Source organism: Acinetobacter sp. CAU_H_56, from assembly GCF_058599425.1.
The window spans coordinates 406,693-424,512 of sequence record NZ_CM178654.1 but is presented as its reverse complement, the minus strand read 5'-3'; the positions used below and the strand labels follow the sequence as shown (position 1 = coordinate 424,512).

The 17,820-nt window shown below is 44.9% G+C and carries 16 protein-coding genes; 5 read left to right on the top strand and 11 right to left on the bottom strand.

Going from position 1 to position 17,820, the window contains the following annotated elements; all coding sequences use genetic code 11:
- Positions 1-33 precede the first annotated feature (33 nt).
- Together recG and AC4MCC_RS02005 are read left to right on the top strand one after the other, a co-directional pair.
- The gene (recG, locus tag AC4MCC_RS02010; protein ID WP_491876505.1) at positions 34-2,079 is read left to right on the top strand and encodes an ATP-dependent DNA helicase RecG; all 2,046 of its coding nucleotides are present in this window, start codon (positions 34-36) and stop codon (positions 2,077-2,079) included.
- A complete protein-coding gene (locus AC4MCC_RS02005) occupies positions 2,066-2,701 on the top strand; it encodes a ComF family protein (protein WP_419374495.1) in 636 nt (211 codons plus the stop codon). The genes recG and AC4MCC_RS02005 overlap by 14 nt, the downstream gene beginning before the upstream one ends.
- A 1-nt stretch (position 2,702) precedes the next feature.
- Here AC4MCC_RS02005 and AC4MCC_RS02000 read toward each other — a convergent pair whose 3' ends face one another.
- A complete protein-coding gene (locus AC4MCC_RS02000; protein WP_491885633.1) occupies positions 2,703-3,104 on the bottom strand; it encodes an NUDIX hydrolase in 402 nt (133 codons plus the stop codon).
- A gap of 28 nt (positions 3,105-3,132) precedes the next feature.
- Positions 3,133-3,723 carry an LOG family protein gene (locus AC4MCC_RS01995; RefSeq protein ID WP_180003288.1) on the bottom strand — a complete coding sequence of 197 codons (591 nt, stop codon included), beginning with the start codon at positions 3,721-3,723 and terminating at the stop codon, positions 3,133-3,135.
- Between the two features lie 152 nt (positions 3,724-3,875).
- Between AC4MCC_RS01995 and AC4MCC_RS01990 the strand changes: the two genes are divergently transcribed.
- Entirely contained in the window at positions 3,876-4,889 is a 1,014-nt protein-coding gene (locus tag AC4MCC_RS01990) for a CorA family divalent cation transporter (protein ID WP_159122636.1), read from the top strand.
- A gap of 349 nt (positions 4,890-5,238) precedes the next feature.
- On the opposite strand, the gene AC4MCC_RS01985 is transcribed toward AC4MCC_RS01990, so the two are convergent.
- The 8 genes from AC4MCC_RS01985 to dxs all read right to left on the bottom strand — a co-directional run bounded on the left by AC4MCC_RS01985 (position 5,239) and on the right by dxs (position 14,095).
- A complete protein-coding gene (locus tag AC4MCC_RS01985) occupies positions 5,239-5,529 on the bottom strand; it encodes an STAS domain-containing protein (protein ID WP_491876502.1) in 291 nt (96 codons plus the stop codon).
- A 12-nt stretch (positions 5,530-5,541) separates the two neighbouring features.
- Positions 5,542-6,177 (bottom strand): MlaC/ttg2D family ABC transporter substrate-binding protein, encoded by a 636-nt coding sequence (locus tag AC4MCC_RS01980; RefSeq protein WP_004786965.1) that lies wholly within the window; start codon positions 6,175-6,177, stop codon positions 5,542-5,544.
- 18 nt (positions 6,178-6,195) lie between these two features.
- On the bottom strand, positions 6,196-6,873 hold the full coding sequence (mlaD, locus tag AC4MCC_RS01975; protein ID WP_491885632.1) for an outer membrane lipid asymmetry maintenance protein MlaD: 678 nt from the start codon (positions 6,871-6,873) through the stop codon (positions 6,196-6,198).
- Complete coding sequence (mlaE, locus tag AC4MCC_RS01970; RefSeq protein WP_004786970.1) at positions 6,873-7,652, bottom strand: lipid asymmetry maintenance ABC transporter permease subunit MlaE; 780 nt, start codon at positions 7,650-7,652, stop codon at positions 6,873-6,875. Before mlaE ends, mlaD begins: the two co-directional genes overlap by 1 nt.
- On the bottom strand, positions 7,649-8,467 hold the full coding sequence (locus AC4MCC_RS01965) for an ABC transporter ATP-binding protein (protein ID WP_159122639.1): 819 nt from the start codon (positions 8,465-8,467) through the stop codon (positions 7,649-7,651). The genes mlaE and AC4MCC_RS01965 overlap by 4 nt, the downstream gene beginning before the upstream one ends.
- A gap of 410 nt (positions 8,468-8,877) precedes the next feature.
- The gene (locus AC4MCC_RS01960) at positions 8,878-10,710 is read right to left on the bottom strand and encodes a DEAD/DEAH box helicase (RefSeq protein ID WP_180011177.1); all 1,833 of its coding nucleotides are present in this window, start codon (positions 10,708-10,710) and stop codon (positions 8,878-8,880) included.
- Between the two features lie 529 nt (positions 10,711-11,239).
- Positions 11,240-12,070 carry an inositol monophosphatase family protein gene (locus AC4MCC_RS01955; protein WP_004786976.1) on the bottom strand — a complete coding sequence of 277 codons (831 nt, stop codon included), beginning with the start codon at positions 12,068-12,070 and terminating at the stop codon, positions 11,240-11,242.
- Positions 12,071-12,184: 114 nt separating this feature from the next.
- Positions 12,185-14,095: a 1-deoxy-D-xylulose-5-phosphate synthase gene (gene dxs / locus AC4MCC_RS01950; RefSeq protein WP_491885631.1), complete on the bottom strand. Its 1,911-nt coding sequence runs from the start codon at positions 14,093-14,095 to the stop codon at positions 12,185-12,187.
- A 311-nt stretch (positions 14,096-14,406) separates the two neighbouring features.
- Here dxs and ribA point away from each other — a divergent pair, with 311 nt between their 5' ends.
- Entirely contained in the window at positions 14,407-15,009 is a 603-nt protein-coding gene (gene ribA, locus AC4MCC_RS01945) for a GTP cyclohydrolase II (protein WP_004786979.1), read from the top strand.
- A 121-nt stretch (positions 15,010-15,130) separates the two neighbouring features.
- Here ribA and hemN read toward each other — a convergent pair whose 3' ends face one another.
- The gene (gene hemN / locus AC4MCC_RS01940; protein ID WP_491885630.1) at positions 15,131-16,504 is read right to left on the bottom strand and encodes an oxygen-independent coproporphyrinogen III oxidase; all 1,374 of its coding nucleotides are present in this window, start codon (positions 16,502-16,504) and stop codon (positions 15,131-15,133) included.
- A 242-nt stretch (positions 16,505-16,746) separates the two neighbouring features.
- Between hemN and hemF the strand changes: the two genes are divergently transcribed.
- A complete protein-coding gene (hemF, locus tag AC4MCC_RS01935; RefSeq protein WP_491885629.1) occupies positions 16,747-17,694 on the top strand; it encodes an oxygen-dependent coproporphyrinogen oxidase in 948 nt (315 codons plus the stop codon).
- The last annotated feature ends 126 nt before the right edge of the window (positions 17,695-17,820 follow it).

The following is a 17,820-nucleotide window of genomic DNA, read 5'->3' as shown; positions in this document are numbered from 1 at the left end:
TCGACACCGAATCACAGACCTGGTTGAGGGGACATGGCTGCAGTCCATCAGTTACAAGGCGTTGGCAATGCCGCCGCTGCTTTACTCGAAAAACTAAATATCTTTAATACTGATGATTTGCTTTTTCATCTACCACGTGACTATGAAGACCGTAGCACGATCATTCCCATGAATCAATTAACGGTGGGACGCAGCTATTTGCTGGAAGGTGTCGTGAAAGGGGTTGATTTCCCACCCGGTAAACGTAAATCCATGGCGGTGTTACTGGATGATGATTCTGGCAAAGTCACTTTGCGCTTTTATCATATTTATAAAGGCATTACCGATCGCTGCAAGCTTGGTAACCGTTTAAGAGTCTTTGGTGAAGTGCGAGTCGGTGCCCGTGGTCTGGAAATGTATCATCCAGAACTGCAAGTGATTACTGAACATACACCTTTGCCTCATACCCAACTCACCTCGATCTATCCGGCAACCGAAGGACTGACTCAGCCCAAGCTACGGGAATATATTAAACAGGCACTAGAGCTGCACAGTGATGATTTACCTGAACTGTTGCCACAAAAATTTAGCAATGGTTATGGCCTGAAACAGGCACTGGAATATATTCATCATCCGCCGCTGGATGCCAATATGTTGCAGCTGACCCAAGGCTCACATCCGGCACAGCAGCGTCTGATTTTTGAGGAACTGGTGGCACATCAAATCAGTTTACTGACCCGGCGTGCCTTTATTCAGCAGATTGAAGCTCCCTCATTTTCACCAAGTAAGACCTATGCCAAACAGCTTTTGGCCGGTTTGCCTTTTGAAATGACGGGTGCACAAAAACGCGTATCCAAAGAAATTGCCCTAGACCTGAAGCAGAATAAACCGATGCTACGTCTGGTGCAGGGTGATGTGGGTGCAGGTAAGACTTTGGTTGCGGGTGTAGCAGCCTGTCATGCCCTAGAAGAAGGATGGCAAGTCGCGCTGATGGCACCCACTGAAATTCTGGCCGAACAGCATTACCTCAACTTCAAGCGCTGGTTCGAACCACTCGGTTTAAATGTTGCCTGGCTTTCCGGGAAGCAGAAAGGTAAAGCGCGTGCTGCAGCAGAGCAAGTGATCCGTGATGGCAGCGCGCATCTGGTGGTAGGAACTCATGCCCTGTTTCAGGAAAATGTCGAGTTTGCCAAACTGGGCTTAGTGATTATTGATGAGCAGCATCGTTTTGGGGTCGATCAACGCTTAGCCTTGAGAAATAAAGGCTTGGATGGTATGTCACCGCATCAACTGGTCATGACCGCAACGCCAATTCCACGCACGCTTGCCATGTCAGCCTATGGGGATCTGGATACTTCGATTATTGATGAACTCCCACCGGGTCGTACCCCGATCCAGACTGTGACTATTCCGCTGGAGCGCCGTGAAGAAGTTCTGCAACGTATTGCCACGAATTGTGCTGAAGGTAAGCAGGCCTATTGGGTCTGTACTTTGGTAGAACAGTCTGAAACGCTGGATGCTCAAGCCGCAGAAGCGACCTTTGCCGAGATCAAGGAACGCTTCCCTGAACTGAATATCGGTCTGGTACATGGCAAGATGAAAGCCGATGAAAAACAGGCAGTCATGCAGGAATTCAAAGACAATAAACTGCAGCTACTGATTGCCACTACCGTGATTGAAGTCGGAGTCGATGTCCCGAATGCTTCCATTATGGTGATTGAAAATGCCGAGCGTCTCGGCCTGTCACAACTACATCAGCTGCGTGGCCGGGTGGGTCGTGGTGCCAAAGCCAGTTTCTGTGCCCTGCTCTATAAAAACCCATTGTCACAAAATGGTCAGGAACGTCTACGCATCATGCGCGAAACCAATGATGGTTTTATCATTGCCGAGAAAGACCTGGAATTACGTGGTCCGGGTGAATTATTAGGAACCAAACAGACCGGTGATATGGGTTTCCGTGTAGCCAAGCTGGAACGTGATGATCACTTGCTGAATCAGGCGCATTATGTCGCCCAGCAGATGTTGAAAGATTATCCGAAACAGGCGGATGCATTATTAAAACGCTGGTTACCTGAGGCTCCACGCTATGCCTATGTTTAAGCTGCTCCAACAGGGAAAACACTGGCTGAATCGTTTACAGCCTTGTCAGCTTTGCCAGACAGATTATCAAAATCTGCATTCTGTTTGTCAGGATTGCTGGCAACAATTGCCTTGGGCACATCAGACTATTCAGCGTCAGGAAATGCCGTTTCAGGTGGCGTGTGACTATGCCTACCCAATGGATCGCCTGATTCAATTATTTAAATATGAACAAAAGCTGCATCTGGAACCTTTATTGGCAGGTGCATTACTGACCTTACAATTTCCTAAAGTCAGTGCAGTGGTTCCTATGCCGATTTCAACCGAACGGCTGGTTGAACGTGGCTATAATCAATCCCTATTACTGGCCAAACATGTTGCCAAACACTTACAAGTTCCCGTCTGGCAGCCCATTGAACGACTCAAGCAACATTCACAAAAAGGCTTAAGCCGTTTGGAACGTATCGAAGACATTGAAGCCCAGTTCAGGGTCACTACCTCTTCAAAAGTCCGTTATCGTAAGGTTTTAATTATTGATGATGTGGTTACGACTGGCAGCTCAATTCGAGCTTTAAGCCAGCAACTGGAAAAACTGGGCTGTCAGCAGATTTATGCCGCCTGTCTGGCAGGAGCCAAACTTTAACTCAGGCTTGTGCCAGTAAGTTCTTTTTAACCCAAGGTATGACAATTTCTGTAGTTAAAGGTGCAAGTTTCACATCTTCCTGATCCAGGTCCACCCATTTCATCTCGGCGATCTCAGCTTCAATATGTGGTTCGCCATCTAATTGCACCAGATAAACATAACTGACCAGTTGATAATCCGGTTCGTTGGCAGTTTGTGTTTCAAAACGCCCGATAAATTGCTGAATCTCAGCCTGACAGCCAATTTCTTCCTTAATTTCACGTAGCATAGTTTGTTCAGGTGCTTCATCTGGTTCCAGCTTGCCACCCACTTGCATAAAACAGTCAGTATTTTTCTTACGAACCACCAGCAGCTGCTGATCTGAATTCAAAATAATGGCAGCTGCGACGGTAATAATTTTCATGAATTCGGAACGATCAAATGGGAAGTATTTATTTTACGAGATCTTCCTGATCGACCATACCCCATTTTGCTTCAGGCGGCTGGTAGTCTTGAAATTTCTGCAAAATTTCTTCGAAGTCATCACTCACGATCAGGGATTCAGTAAAACGTGGCTTGGTAAAACCTTTATCTGTAGTCATCTGAATAAATTTAAGCAAATCATCATAAAAGCCATCGACATTGAGAAAAGCACAAGGCTTTTTATGAATCCCGAGCTGTGCCCAAGTCCATTGTTCAAAAATTTCCTCGAGTGTTCCCGCCCCACCCGGAATGGCAATGAAACCATCGGAGAGTTCTGACATTTTGGTCTTACGCTCATGCATATTATCGACCACATACAGCTTGGTAATATGCGGATGCGCCAATTCACGATTCACCAAGGGTCTTGGAATGACACCAATGACCTCGCCCCCTGCAGCCAGGGCACTATCTGCTACAATGCCCATTAATCCGGAACGACCACCACCATAAATCAGTGTTTGCTGTCTTTTTGCCAGGGCTTGGCCTACCTTTTCAGCAATTTGTTTATAACCAGGTTCAGAACCTAGCGCTGAGCCACAGAAAATTGCGATAGAATTCATCATTTTCACCATTGCATTGCCGGTATATAGTACGCAGGCAGCGCCTGAGAGTTTTTTTTCAAAAATAACTGCACAATCAGTGTTTTTATTCAATTCCTTGTCTAAAATACACGCATTTAGATTAACATACTGCGCAAGGGAGAAAAGACAGCATGCTTGAAGCCTTTTACGCCACAGAGCGCGGTAGCCTAGAAGATGCCACCATCAATGGTGATTTCGACCTGCATCCGGAACTGGTTTGGATAGATTTAATTGCGCCTTCACAGGAAGAACAGCAATGGATTCTGGATGCCTATGAGCAAAACCTGCCCACTTTAAAATCTCTGGAAGATATTTCTTCGAGTGCCCGATTTTACCGTGATGATGACGGTATTTTGCACATCAGTACCTATTTCTTAACGAAAAATAAAAATTATCAAGTCGAAAGTGAACATGAGGATGATGCCAGCATCCTCGCAACGGTTCAGACAGTTGCTTTCATCTTGCATAAAGACCGGCTCTTTACCCTGCGCGGTGAAAAGCTGGTAGCTTTCCGTGCCTTTCGTGCCCGTGCGCGTCGCAATGATTACGATATTGACTATAAAGATCCAACCTGGATTCTGCTGGGTTTACTCGAAGCCAAACTGGATGAGTTGGCTGATATTCTGGAAGATGTACATAAGGATCTGGAAAAATACTCAACCGAAGTTCTGAATAACCGGCATCGTGAACAGATCCTTGATCTGGATGACATGATTACCCGTCTGGCCCAACTGGAAGATATGCTTGGGAAAGCCCAGCTCTGTCTGATCGATTTACGCCGGGTACTTACCTTTCTGTCACGTCCACGTGCCTTAGGCAGTCATATTTATGATGCGGATATTCGAGAACTCAGTGAAGACGTGCGCTCACTGGTCGAACACGATGCCTTCCTGTTCCAGAAAGTCCGCTTCTTGCTGGATACCACGTCGGGATTCATTAACACTGAACAGAATGATACGATCCGTCGCTTCTCGATTTTACCGAGTATGCTCGCGCCACCCATGCTGATTGCCAGTATTTACGGGATGAACACTGATGTCTTGCCTTTCGCTCAAGGTTCGATGAGCTTTGTGATGGTGAACATTATTATTATGGGCTTCCTGATTGGACCATTGATTTACTTTAGATGGAAGAAGTGGATTTAGAATCCCTCCTAATTTCTCCTTATTAGGGGAGGAATTTCCCTCTCCTTTCAGGTGATAAGCAGCACTGCTGCACAAGGGTGAGGTCAGAATTAACCCTCTCTAACTCTCTTGTGTTTAGATTTAAGGCAGTGCTTTAAATCTCGCTCAGAGAGAAAAGACTTCCAATATTTGCTTAAAGTTCGAGTCTAGACCCATTTCTCCACTTTTTTAAAATACAAGTTACCTCTCCTTTCAGGAGAGGGTTAGGGAGAGGTTAATTAACTAATCCCTCCTAAGCTCCCTTTGAGAAAGGGAGGAACTTTTTTAAAATATACCGGCAATAAAAAAGCACCTTCCGGTGCTTTTTTATTTACTGAATGATCTGTAAATCATCTTGCAAATGACAGGCCTGAATGATCTTCATCATTTTCTCAGGAACCGCTTTAAACTGTAGCCCTCGTGCTTGCGGGGTCTGGCGCAACCAGCGCACCAGAACAGCCAAAGCCAAAGTACTACCTTGCTCAAGTCCAGCCAGATTAACTACCACAGGAAACTTGTCCTGTGACTTAATGACACGCAGACCATCTAAGTAATAGTTCTGCGCATTGTCAGCGTCAATCTTGCCTGAAACCTGCAGTTCCTGATTATTGAATTGAATCACAGCTCACCTATCTTATTTTTTCTTGTCAATTGCCGCTTCAGCATCTGGCTTGAAGTTAGCAATGGCTTTATCCAGGTTACCACCATTACGTTTTACTGTAGCCGCAAACTGGTTACGGAACTGCAGACCTAGGTCAATCCCAGATACGTTAATGTTACGGATTTTCCATTGCGAACCTTTATCAACCAGCTGGAAAGCAACCGGGATTTTCTCGCCTTTGTTATTAAAGTCGATAGTCACCACAGGATTTTTGCTGTTAGTCGCCTTATAAGGACGAACGCTGTAGGTCTGGTTACTGAACTTAGAGAAAGCCGTACCATAATTTTCAATCAGGGTTTCACGGAAGTTCTTTTCAAACTGTGCACGCTGCGCCGCAGTACTATACTGATTGGTCGCATAAGTCCCCATCACAATCCGGGTAAACGATTGTGAATCGATATACGGGTCAAGATTCTGACGAACAATCGTTTTCACAAGCGCAGGATTATTCTGTAATTTGGCATGATCGGTTTTAAGACGATCAATCAAATTGTCTGCGACTCTTTTAATAAAAGCAGGCGGGGCTTCAGACGGTGCAGCAAACACTGTACCAGCAACCATTGTTGAAAGAATGCTTGCAGCAAGCGTTTGTTTTACTAAAGTCTTCACTCAAATCTCCTCAATCTGTTATTCAACAAATGCAGGTTCTGCATCTATTGTTTCTGAAAATGCAGCTTCTTCTGAGGCACTTTCCTGACTATCTGACGATTTTCCGGCACCACCGGTAATAAATTTCGTCACTAAATCTTCAATTTCCATGGTGCCTTGAGTGTTCGCAATCTGCTCACCACGTTTCAAGTAAGTCAGACCGCCACCTGGAATAATTTTCAGATACTTTTCACCCAATAAACCATTTGTTGCTACCATAATGTAAGCATCTTCATCAATATTGGTGATGGATTTCATGTTATCTAATAGTTGTTTTTCCATTGTTTTTTGTTGCGCAGGATCGGCTGCGGTATAGTCTGAACTATAACGTAACTCTTCCAATGCTTCCTGCTGAACCTGCTTGAGCTGCTCGGCATTAAAAGAAGTCAGAGAGCCATCCAGTGTCATATGAACAGTGGCTAAACGGGTCACCGGATCAAGTGTAATTTTATCGACCTGACCGACTTTTACCCCACTTAAAGCAACTTTAGCGCGTGGCTTGATGCCATTTACATTTTCAAAAGTCGCTGTCATCTGATAGCTATCAGAAATATTGGTGCCTACCAGACCGCTGACACGCATCGCTAGGAAGAACAGGGCGATACCGAAAAGAATGACAAAAACACCAACGGCCAGCTCACTAGTACGTGATTTCATTAAATACCTCCGAACATGACCGCAGTCAACACGAAATCAAAACCTAATACGCACAGCGAAGAATAGACGACCGTACGTGTTGTAGAAGTTGCGATACCTTCTGATGTTGGTTCACAGGCATAACCCTGATAAACCGCGATCCAGGTACAAATTAATGCGAAAACAAAACTCTTGATAATGGTGCCATTCAGGACATCCTTATAGAATCGCACGGTACTTTCCATGCCACTCCAATATGCACCTTCATCAGCACCCAGAAAATCAACACCTACCATTTTTCCGCCCATAATCCCGACCGCAGCAAAGATTACAGAGAGCATTGGCAAGCTAAAAATACCGGCCCAAAGGCGTGGTGAAATCACCCGTTTTAAGGGATCGACCCCAATCATTTCCATACTGGATAATTGCTCGGTTGCTTTCATCAGACCAATTTCGGCAGTTAAGGCAGAACCGGCACGACCAGCAAATAGTAAGGCAGCAACCACAGGTGCTAATTCACGTAACAGGGTTAAAGCCACTGCAGTACCAAGCATCGCTTCACTACCGAATGTCGACAGGATGGTATACATCTGCAAACCGAGTACCGAACCAATAAACAGGCCAGATACCGCAATAATCAAGAGTGACAGCACCCCAACCCGATACATCTGATAAACAAACAGCTTTACTCCAAGCCAGGTCGGCATGGAAAAGAGAATTTGCAACAGCATCAGTGTTGCAACACCAATCCCCTGAACACGTTCAATAACGCGTCTACCTAAGGCAGCAATGGCATTCATGAACGTACCTCATCACTTAAATAAGCCTGATGACTAAACTGATAATCTACCGGGCCTTCAACCGAACCGGTCAGGAACTGCTGTACAAAGGCTGAAGGATGATTTTTCAATTCCTCTGCTGTGCCCTCGCCCTGAATTTTGCCTTCTGCGACCACATAGATGTAATCAGCAATCGATAAAGTTTCTGCCACATCATGTGAAACAATAATGGTTGTTAAATCCAGTGCTTCACGTAGAGAGCGAATCAACCGGGTCAAAACCCCCATCACAATCGGATCCTGCCCGGCAAAAGGCTCATCGTACATGATCAGTTCCGGATCCAGTGCAATCGCGCGAGCTAAAGCCACCCGGCGATTCATCCCGCCAGACAACTCTGAAGGCATCATTTGCTCTGCACCACGTAGTCCTACTGACTCGAGTTTCAAAGCCACGATTTCAGCAATCAGATGTTCAGGCAATCTGGTATGCGCACGAATCGGAAAGGCAACATTTTCATAGACGCTCATGTCGGTAAACAGAGCGCCACTTTGAAACAGCATCCCCATACGTGCACGTGCAGAAAAAAGCTCGGAACGGGACATCTTGGCAATATCTTTACCGTCCAGTAAAACCTGACCCTGTTCAGGCGTCAGTTGCCCACCGATCAATCTTAATAAAGTGGTTTTACCAGTTCCGGAAGGTCCCATAATGGCAGTAATCTGTCCACGACGAATGTTTAAACTGATATCGTCATAAATTACACGCTCACCCCGCTTGAAACTCAAATTCTTGACTTCAATCAAAGACTGAGGATCCTGCGCTGTTTGATTTTTCATAGCTGAGTTTATTCCTGCATTTTTTCAGCATGCATATGACAAAAGAACGAAGTTCAACATGTTAGCATTTGAAAATGAAGGGTCAAGTTCATGGAAAACATAATGCTCCATGCCTGGCCATATATTTCTAGTAATCAAAAATTTTATTTCGACGCAATTTTAACAGACTATGATCCATTTAAAATACGATATACATAATAAATCAGATTGCATAAAAGCAAAGTTACCGCAATGTAGGACATGTACCCCTTCAATAATATGAAAGACTATACAAGGATGCTTTCAGATTACGAATCACCATAAATCCAGAAAAAGTTGACGAAGTGGGCATTCTATGCTGAAAAAACAAAAAATCAATGCATAAAAAAACCAGCACTCAGGCTGGTTTTTTTATTACAGACGTTATTCAATTAGTCATTGAATTTACGACGTGGACGATCTTCACCGAATGAACGCTCGCCACGTGGCTTGTCATCAAAGTTGCGACGCGCTGGACGGTCACCGAAGTCACGTTTTGGACGGTCATCACCGAATGAACGTGCTGGACGATCACCGAAACCACCTTCGCGACGTGCTGGACGGTCACCGAAATCACGTTTTGGACGGTCACCGAAACCACCTTCACGACGTGGAGCAGGACGATCACCGAAGTCACGTTTTGGACGATCACCGAAAGAACCTTCACGACGTGGTTTGTAATCTACACGGTTACCGCGGTTGTCATCATTACCTTCGAAACGAGGACGGTCACCAAAGTCACGACGTGGACGATCATTATTAAACTCGCGACGTGGACGGTCTTCATTGAAATCACGACGTGGACGATCACCGAAACCGCCTTCACGACGTGGACGATCGCTGTTGAAGTCACGACGTGGACGATCTTCGCCACCGAACGCAGGACGTTCGCCACGAGGTTTGTCATCGAAGCTACGACGTGGACGGTCATCACCACCTTCACGACGTTTGAAATTGCTCTCGCCTTCGAAACGACGACCACCACCGAAGCCACGACCGCCATCACGACGACCGCCACGACCACGACCAGCGCCATCACGGCTACCGCGTGCAGGAGGTGGAGATGGCTCAAGACCTTCAATTTCAGATACATTTAGACGAGCTTCAAGGAAGTCTTCTAGTGCACGGATTTTACCGCGTTCACGATAAGTCGCTAAAGTAATTGCTTTACCGGTACGGCCCGCACGACCTGTACGACCGATACGGTGTACATAGTCTTCGTTCTTCATAGGAAGACCAAAGTTGATCACGTGAGAGATTGTCGGTACGTCTAGACCACGTGCTGCAACGTCAGTTGCAACCAGGATTTTTGCACGACCTTCACGGATGCTGCGCAGACGACGGTTACGAACGGTTTGTGGCATCGCACCATGTAGAGCAACAACTGATAAACCTGCTTCAGCAAGTTCTTCAGCCAGCATATCTGTATCTTCTTGAGTAGAAGCAAAGACCACTGCCTGATCAACATCTTCTTCGTTTAACCAGTGAGTAAGAAGTTTTTTCTTGTGCTCAAAGCCATCAGTCCAGTGTAAAGTCTGGGTAATGTCAGTATTGGTAGAGTGACCAGTTTCAATTGCAATACGCTCTGGCTCATTCATCATGCGTTCAGCAAGCGTAATGATACGTGGAGCGAAAGTTGCAGAGAACATCAGTGTCTGTTTACGGTTTGCAGCCAAGTCACCGATTGCTTCTAGGTCTTCAGAGAAGCCAAGATCCAGCATACGGTCAGCTTCGTCGACGATCAGCGAGTCAACTTTGTCAAGTTTGATTTGACGACGGTTAACAAGATCAAGTAAACGGCCTGGAGTTGCTACAACAACCTGTGCACCTTTTAACTGCTGGATTTGTTTACCAAATGGCATACCACCCATAATTGCAGCAATACGAACACCTTTCATGTGACGTACAAATGCGATCGCGTCTTGGCATACTTGTTGTGCCAATTCACGAGTTGGTGAAATCACCAGAATAGTTGGTTGAGTCACCGCTTTCATACGTTCTTTAAATGGTACGAAAGTATCTTGGTTAGCAAGTGCGTTCAAAGTTGGGAGAAGGAACGCAGCGGTTTTACCCGAACCTGTCTGGCTAGATACTAAAAGGTCTTTACCTTCTAGTGCAGCAGGGATAGATTGTTCTTGTACAGGAGTCGGAGTAGTAAAACCTAAGCCTTGAAGGGCTTGTTGTAACGATTCATGCAAAGAAAATTCAGCAAAAGTTTTGCTCATAGAGTATTCCACCCGGAAATTGGGTGCTCCATTAAAAATAAAGTCAAATGGACATCGACAAAAAGCGGTACAGCAATTAAACGCTGAAAAGAGATGATTCAGCGGCGATCCGAGTAACGACGATGTGATATAACGCACGCATGATTACGGCATAACCTGAAGGAATCGCTTTAGCGATTGGGGCGCGAGATATCGTCCTCTCTTTGGACCGCACGCGCATACACAATGATAAGAAGAGAAATGTTCAGGTAACGAACAGAAATTAAGTGCGTGCGCAGATTATAGCAGGATTATTCATAAAGTCATCCGCTTTTCAGATTATTTTGTTTAACTGCTAATTTCTTCATCAATTTCTAAGACTTAACCAAGAAAAGAAATGTAATTAATTCTCCAGCCGGTCAATTTTCTTTTTATCAAGGCTGTGAATCATCTAAATATGAAGATATTTATTTCGTAATTATTTTCAAAAAATAAAAAAGGCATCCCGAGAGATACCTTTTTAATATTCGATTTACGGCGTTAAACCCGATTATTTCGCTGCCTCACCCCAAGCAGGAACAACTGCTTGCATAAGAGGTTTCAGCATTTTCATTGAACAAGCCAAAACTTGACCATTTTCCATAGAATCGCTACCACCACGCGCATCAACCACAGTACCACCCGCTTCTTTCACGATTAACTCGCCTGCTGCAATATCCCAAGGTTTCAAGCCAAGCTCGAAGTAACCATCAAGACGACCAGCAGCTACATAAGCCAGATCCAGGGCAGCTGAACCACCACGACGGAATTGTGCACCTGCTTCAGTTACATTGAGCAATGCATCAAAATGATTCTTGGCATAAGAGACTACTTCACCGTTACGTTTAGTACGGTAAGCATGGCCTACTGCCAGGAAAGTATTGTTCAGACTGTCTTTAACATTTACACGGATACGGCGCTGGTTCAGCATCGCACCACGACCACGGCTCGCAGAGAATAGCTCATCTTTCACAGGGTCATAAATAACACCGTGTTGAGTTACACCTTTGTGCTGAACTGCGATAGAGATACAGAAATGCGGAAAACCGTTGATAAAGTTTAGTGTGCCATCAAGCGGATCGATCACCCAACACCAATCAGCGTCGTGACCTTTACCTTCTTGCAGACCAAATTCTTCACCAAGGAAACTGTGATTTTTATAGCTTTTACGTAGAGTATCGATGGTCAACTGTTCCAGATAACGATCTACACGCGTTACCGGACCATCAATGCCTTTTTCTTCGACTTGCAGATCGAGTTTATGACGATTTTGATGCGCTTTTAAAAGCTCTTGACCAACTAATTGAGCCGCACGCGCAGCCATCACCACCATAGGTTCCATTGAACACCCACTACAAATTTGAAGATACTGATAAAGAATAATGCATAAAAGCCCGCATATTTTAGCAAATATCCGGGCTTTTTGGGAAAAAATGTGTCGAAACTTTTTAAGAGTTTATAACAGGACGCTTTGACCTAGCTTTGACCAGGCTTCATTGATTGATTTTTCAATGCCTTGGCTATCAAGTCCTGCCTGCTGCAACATCTGGCTATGTGTTGCTTGTGCCATAAAGCTATCCGCTAAACCTAGATTCAGGATTGGTTTAACTATCTGAACTTCAGCCAGGTACTCATTCACTGCACTTCCTGCGCCACCCATGACTGCATGTTCTTCCACAGTGACAAACAGACTGGTTGAATGGGCCAGCTGGTTTAACATTTTGGTATCCAGTGGTTTGATGAAACGCATATTCACTACGCGTACACCCACATCATGCTTGCTGGCAAATACTTGAGCGGCTTCAACGGCGGCTTGAACCCGACTACCGAACGCTAGAATTGAAATATATTCATCATATTGTTCGTTCAGACTGAGCAACAATTCTGCCTGACCGATCTGCATCTCGGTCATGGTTTTCTGGATTTCAACACCCAGTCCATTCCCGCGCGGATAACGTACTGCTGCCGGACCATGATACAGATAAGCCGTATGCAACATTTGACGGCACTCATTCTCATCTTTTGGTGCCATGATCACCAGATTCGGAATGGTACGCATATAGGCATAGTCATAGGCACCGGCATGCGTTGGACCATCTTCACCAACCAGACCGGCACGATCGATCCCAAACGTCACATCCAGATTTTGCAGCGCTACATCATGGACCAACTGATCATATCCACGTTGCAGGAAAGTTGAATAAATTGCGACGACCGGTTTTAAACCTTCACAAGCCATACCAGCGGCAAGCGTCACTGCATGCTGTTCTGCAATGGCCACATCAAAGAAACGTTCAGGATATTCTTTGGCAAACTGCACCATGCCTGAACCTTCACACATTGCCGGAGTAATCGCCAATAGGCGTTTATCCTGTGCTGCTTCATCACATAACCATTGTCCAAATACATCCGAATATTTCGGTGCTGGATTAGGGGCTGCAACTGCATTAAGTTTACTAATGGCGTGGTATTTAATCTGGTCACATTCTGCTGGCGCAAAGCCCTTACCTTTTTTGGTATAAATATGGATTAGGCGCGGGCCTTTACGTTTTTTCAAGGCTTTAAAGACGTGTACCAGCTGTTTTACATCATGGCCATCATAAGGACCGAAGTAGTCAAAACCAATGGCTTTAAACAGGTTATCTGCGGCATCAGTTGCAGCCTGATGTAAACGTGAGTTATATAGCCATTCCGGATGTGGCTGTACATAAGCCTCACCATCTTCAGTCACATTGACGAATTCGCCACGCTCCCAAATTGCAGCGAGATGCTTGGCAAAACCACCAGTACTACATGAAATCGACATATCATTGTCGTTCAGAACCACCATCAGGTCAGCCTGATGTGCCACAGCATCATTCATAGCTTCAAAGGCCATACCTGCTGTCATGGCACCATCACCAATGATTGATACGACTTCGCACGGGTTGTTCTGATAACGGCGTGCCAAAGCCATGCCGAGACCAGCAGAAATTGCGGTAGATGAATGCCCTACCCCAAAAGTATCAAATTCGGATTCTTCACGCGCCGGAAATGCGGCCAGACCATCTTTGGCACGGATTGTAGTGAGCTGTTCACGACGTCCGGTCAACGCCTTATGCGGATAAGCCTGATGACCCACATCCCAGATCAGGCGATCATGTGGCGTATTAAAGCAGTAATGTAAAGCGACAGTAAGCTCAATCACACCCAGATTGGCCCCAAAGTGTCCACCACTCTGACCCGCAGCATACAAAATGAATTGACGTAACTCATCCGCCACTTGTGTGAGCTGGCTTTGCTCGAGTGCACGCAGTTGCTCAGGATGATCGATCGCATCAAGCAACGGTGTTACAGGGCGTTGAGTTGGTATTTCTGTATACAGCATATATGGCAAAGCCTTCTAAAGCCTGGCAAAATCTTAAGCTAGGTCAATGGGGAATAACCGATCATATAGTTGAATTGTAGCAGCTTCAATTCAGCTACGCTTCTAGCGATGCAATATTAAACAGCGATCTCGTCGGGGTGAAAAATTTGCAGGCTACGATTATCCTGAATAATCTTACTATTTATCAACTATTATCGTTCGCTTTCTACAAAAAAGAAAATGTTCTTCATAAATTCAGCTGAGCAATTCTACTAATGTTTAAGCATTACGCTATACTTTAGCTACTTTATTAGGATTTTACGGGTTCAGCTGTGCCTATCGAATTTGTCGCAACTTCAAGATTACCGACCGCTCATGGTGAATTTAAAATTACTGTTTTTCAAGACCCTAAAACTGGCGAAGAACATGTCGCTCTTTCTAAAGGCTTAGAAGAACCAAGTGATGAACCTGTGCTGGTCCGTGTACATTCTGAATGTTTAACCGGTGATGCCTTTGCTTCATTAAAATGCGACTGTGGCCCTCAACTCCAGGCAACACAAAAACTGATTAATGAAGTGGGTCGCGGTGTCATTCTTTATTTACGTCAGGAAGGACGCGGAATTGGCTTGACCAATAAAATCCGTGCATACGCCTTGCAAGACCAGGGACATGATACGGTCGATGCCAACCTGATGCTGAATTTACCGGCAGATGCACGTCAATATGATATGTGCAGCATCATGCTGGATCACTTAGGTGTAAAAGCCGTCCGCCTGATCACCAATAACCCTTTAAAAATTGATGCACTGAAAGAGCAAGGCATTAATGTAGTGGACCGTGTACCACTCACTGTGGGTCTGAATCCATTCAATGAGCAATACCTCAAAACCAAGCATGAGCGTATGGCGCATATGTATCAGAAGGAAGATTTTTAAAAGAATCTCCCCCTGCCCCCTCTTTTTCAAAGAGGGGGAATTTCCTTTTGTATAAGTATAGGGAAGCCTCCCTTTTTTAAAGGGAGGTTTGGAGGGATTTATAAGATCCTAAGAGGGATTCTTAAATCGTCATTGAGAAAATCCGGTTCTCTGGCATACGACGCTTTAAACGTAAATCAAAAGCCATGCAAATATTGCGTACAAATGGTTTCCCTTTCTCCAAAATCGTGACTGAAGAGTCTTCAATTTTGATTAGCTGATCCTGCTGCATTTCCACCAGCTGCTTTAGCACTTCATCAATTTCAGCAAACTGTATGTCTCCACTTTCCCATGAAGTAGTAAAACTACACATCAGATTCAGGATATGTTTACGAATGATCAGGTCTTCCTGAGTCAGGATATGCCCTTTTACCACTGGAATCTGATGCTGCTCTAGCAGTTCATAATATTCTTCAATGGTTTTCACATTCTGTGCGAAGCTATACCAGCTATCACTAATCGAAGAGATTCCGAGTCCGATCATCACCTGAGTTTTAGACGCGGTATAACCCATAAAATTGCGGTGCAAAGTTCCAGATTGAAAGGACTGGTACATGCTGTCTTTTTCTAGCGCAAAATGATCCATACCAATTTCATGATAACCATGCGCCAAGAGCTTTTTCTTACCCTCTTCATAGCACTGACGCTTGATCTCATCTTTCGGTACATCCGCATCTTTAAAACCGCGCTGGCCATTCCCTTTAATCCAAGGCACATGCGCATAGCTATATAGAGCCAGACGGTCTGGTAATAGGGAATTGGTCTGATCGATGGTATTTAAGACATCCTCCAGACTTTGAAATGGCAGACCAAAAACCAGATCATGCGAAATCGATTCATAACCAATTTCTCGCGCCCATTCGGTGACCTGTTTGACATTGTCATAAGGCTGAATCCGGTGAATGGCTTTTTGTACGGTTTCATTATAATCCTGCACGCCATAACTGACCCGACGAAAGCCCAGGTCATATAAGCCTTGCAAATGCTCACGCGTAGTATTGTTTGGGTGACCTTCGAAGCTGAATTCATGTTCTGCTGCAATCTCGGCTTTGGACAAAATGCCTTGAATGAGCTGGGTTAAATGTTCAATTGAAAAGAACGTTGGTGTCCCACCGCCGAGATGAATTTCTTTGATGACGGGTTTTTCTTCTAATAACTCACAATACAGATCCCATTCTTTCAGCACAGCTTGTATATACGGCTGCTCGACCTCATGACGTTTGGTCACCCGTTTATGACAGCCACAAAAGGTACATAAACTTTCACAAAATGGTAGATGGATATACAGGCTGATTCCTTCAGTCGCATTCGACTCCTGAAAAGAACGTTTTAGTGTCTGCTTCCAAAGCTCTAGTGAAAATCCTGACTCTTCCCAATAAGGGACGGTTGGATAACTGGTGTAGCGAGGACCGGGGACATTATATTTTTGAATGAGAGAATTTGCCTGCACAGTCATGAATGCCTACCACCTTATCAGTCAGGTTAATGCGCTGCATAGAGCGCTGTTGAGGTTATTGTGCGGAGCTCAAAAAAAGAATTCAACCTAGTAGTCTGGTCGGATTTAATGCACTACACATCCTTCTAAAACATTAGGTTGAATGTTGTTACAGATGGTGAGCATCCAGAAAAACACCTTAATTTTTAGGCCATTTTATGCTTTGATGTAAGCAGTCTTTTTATTTCCCTATGAGGGTTCTGATGCAGCATCCTACCTCTGCAGATATTCAACGCGTTCACGACTTTCTCCTCGACCTGCAAGCCCGTATTTGTGCCGCGCTGGAACAGCAGGAACATGCCGGTGGCGGTACAGCTGAATTTGTGATTGATGACTGGGAACGTCCTGAAGGTGGCGGCGGCCGTTCACGTGTGCTGCAAAATGGTACGGTGATTGAAAAAGGCGGTGTGATGTTCTCTCACATCAATATTTCCAAACTGCCCGCTTCCGCCACTGAACGTCATCCGAATATAGCCGGAGCCAAAGCTCAAGCCATGGGTGTATCTTTAGTCATCCATCCTAAAAATCCGAATGTTCCAACGTCACATGCCAATGTACGTTTATTTGTGGCGGAAAAAGAAGGTCAGGATCCGATCTGGTGGTTTGGTGGCGGTTTTGACCTTACCCCTTTCTATCCAAATGATGAAGATGTGCTTTCATGGCACCAGACGGCGCATGATCTCTGTGCTCCATTTGGCGAAGAGGTTTATCCGGAACATAAAAGATGGTGCGATGATTATTTCTATCTAAAACATCGTGATGAGCAGCGTGGTGTCGGTGGCCTATTCTTTGATGACTTGAATCAATGGGATTTTGAAACCTGTTTTCAGTATATGCAGGCTGTAGGCAATGGCTATTTAGAGGCCATTTTGCCAATTTTCCAGCGTAACCAAGACAAGCCTTATACTGAAGCACAACGTGATTTCCAGCTGTATCGTCGTGGCCGTTATGTGGAATACAATCTGGTATATGACCGTGGCACACTGTTTGGCCTGCAGACGGGTGGCCGGATTGAATCAATTCTGGTGAGCCTGCCACCTCTTACCGGTTGGTTATATCGCCCGGAATGGGCTGAAGGATCAGCAGAAAAATGCTTGACCGATTATTACCTTAAACCGCATGACTGGTTAACAGAATTAAAAACAAAATAAAGCAATCAAAATATTTAAATACAAATTGCCCTCAGATGGAGGGCTTTTTTAATGGATAAATCCTCTATACTGCAACTCAGAAAGATATTTCAGGATCTACTCCTTAATCTTGACTCTGATAAAGAT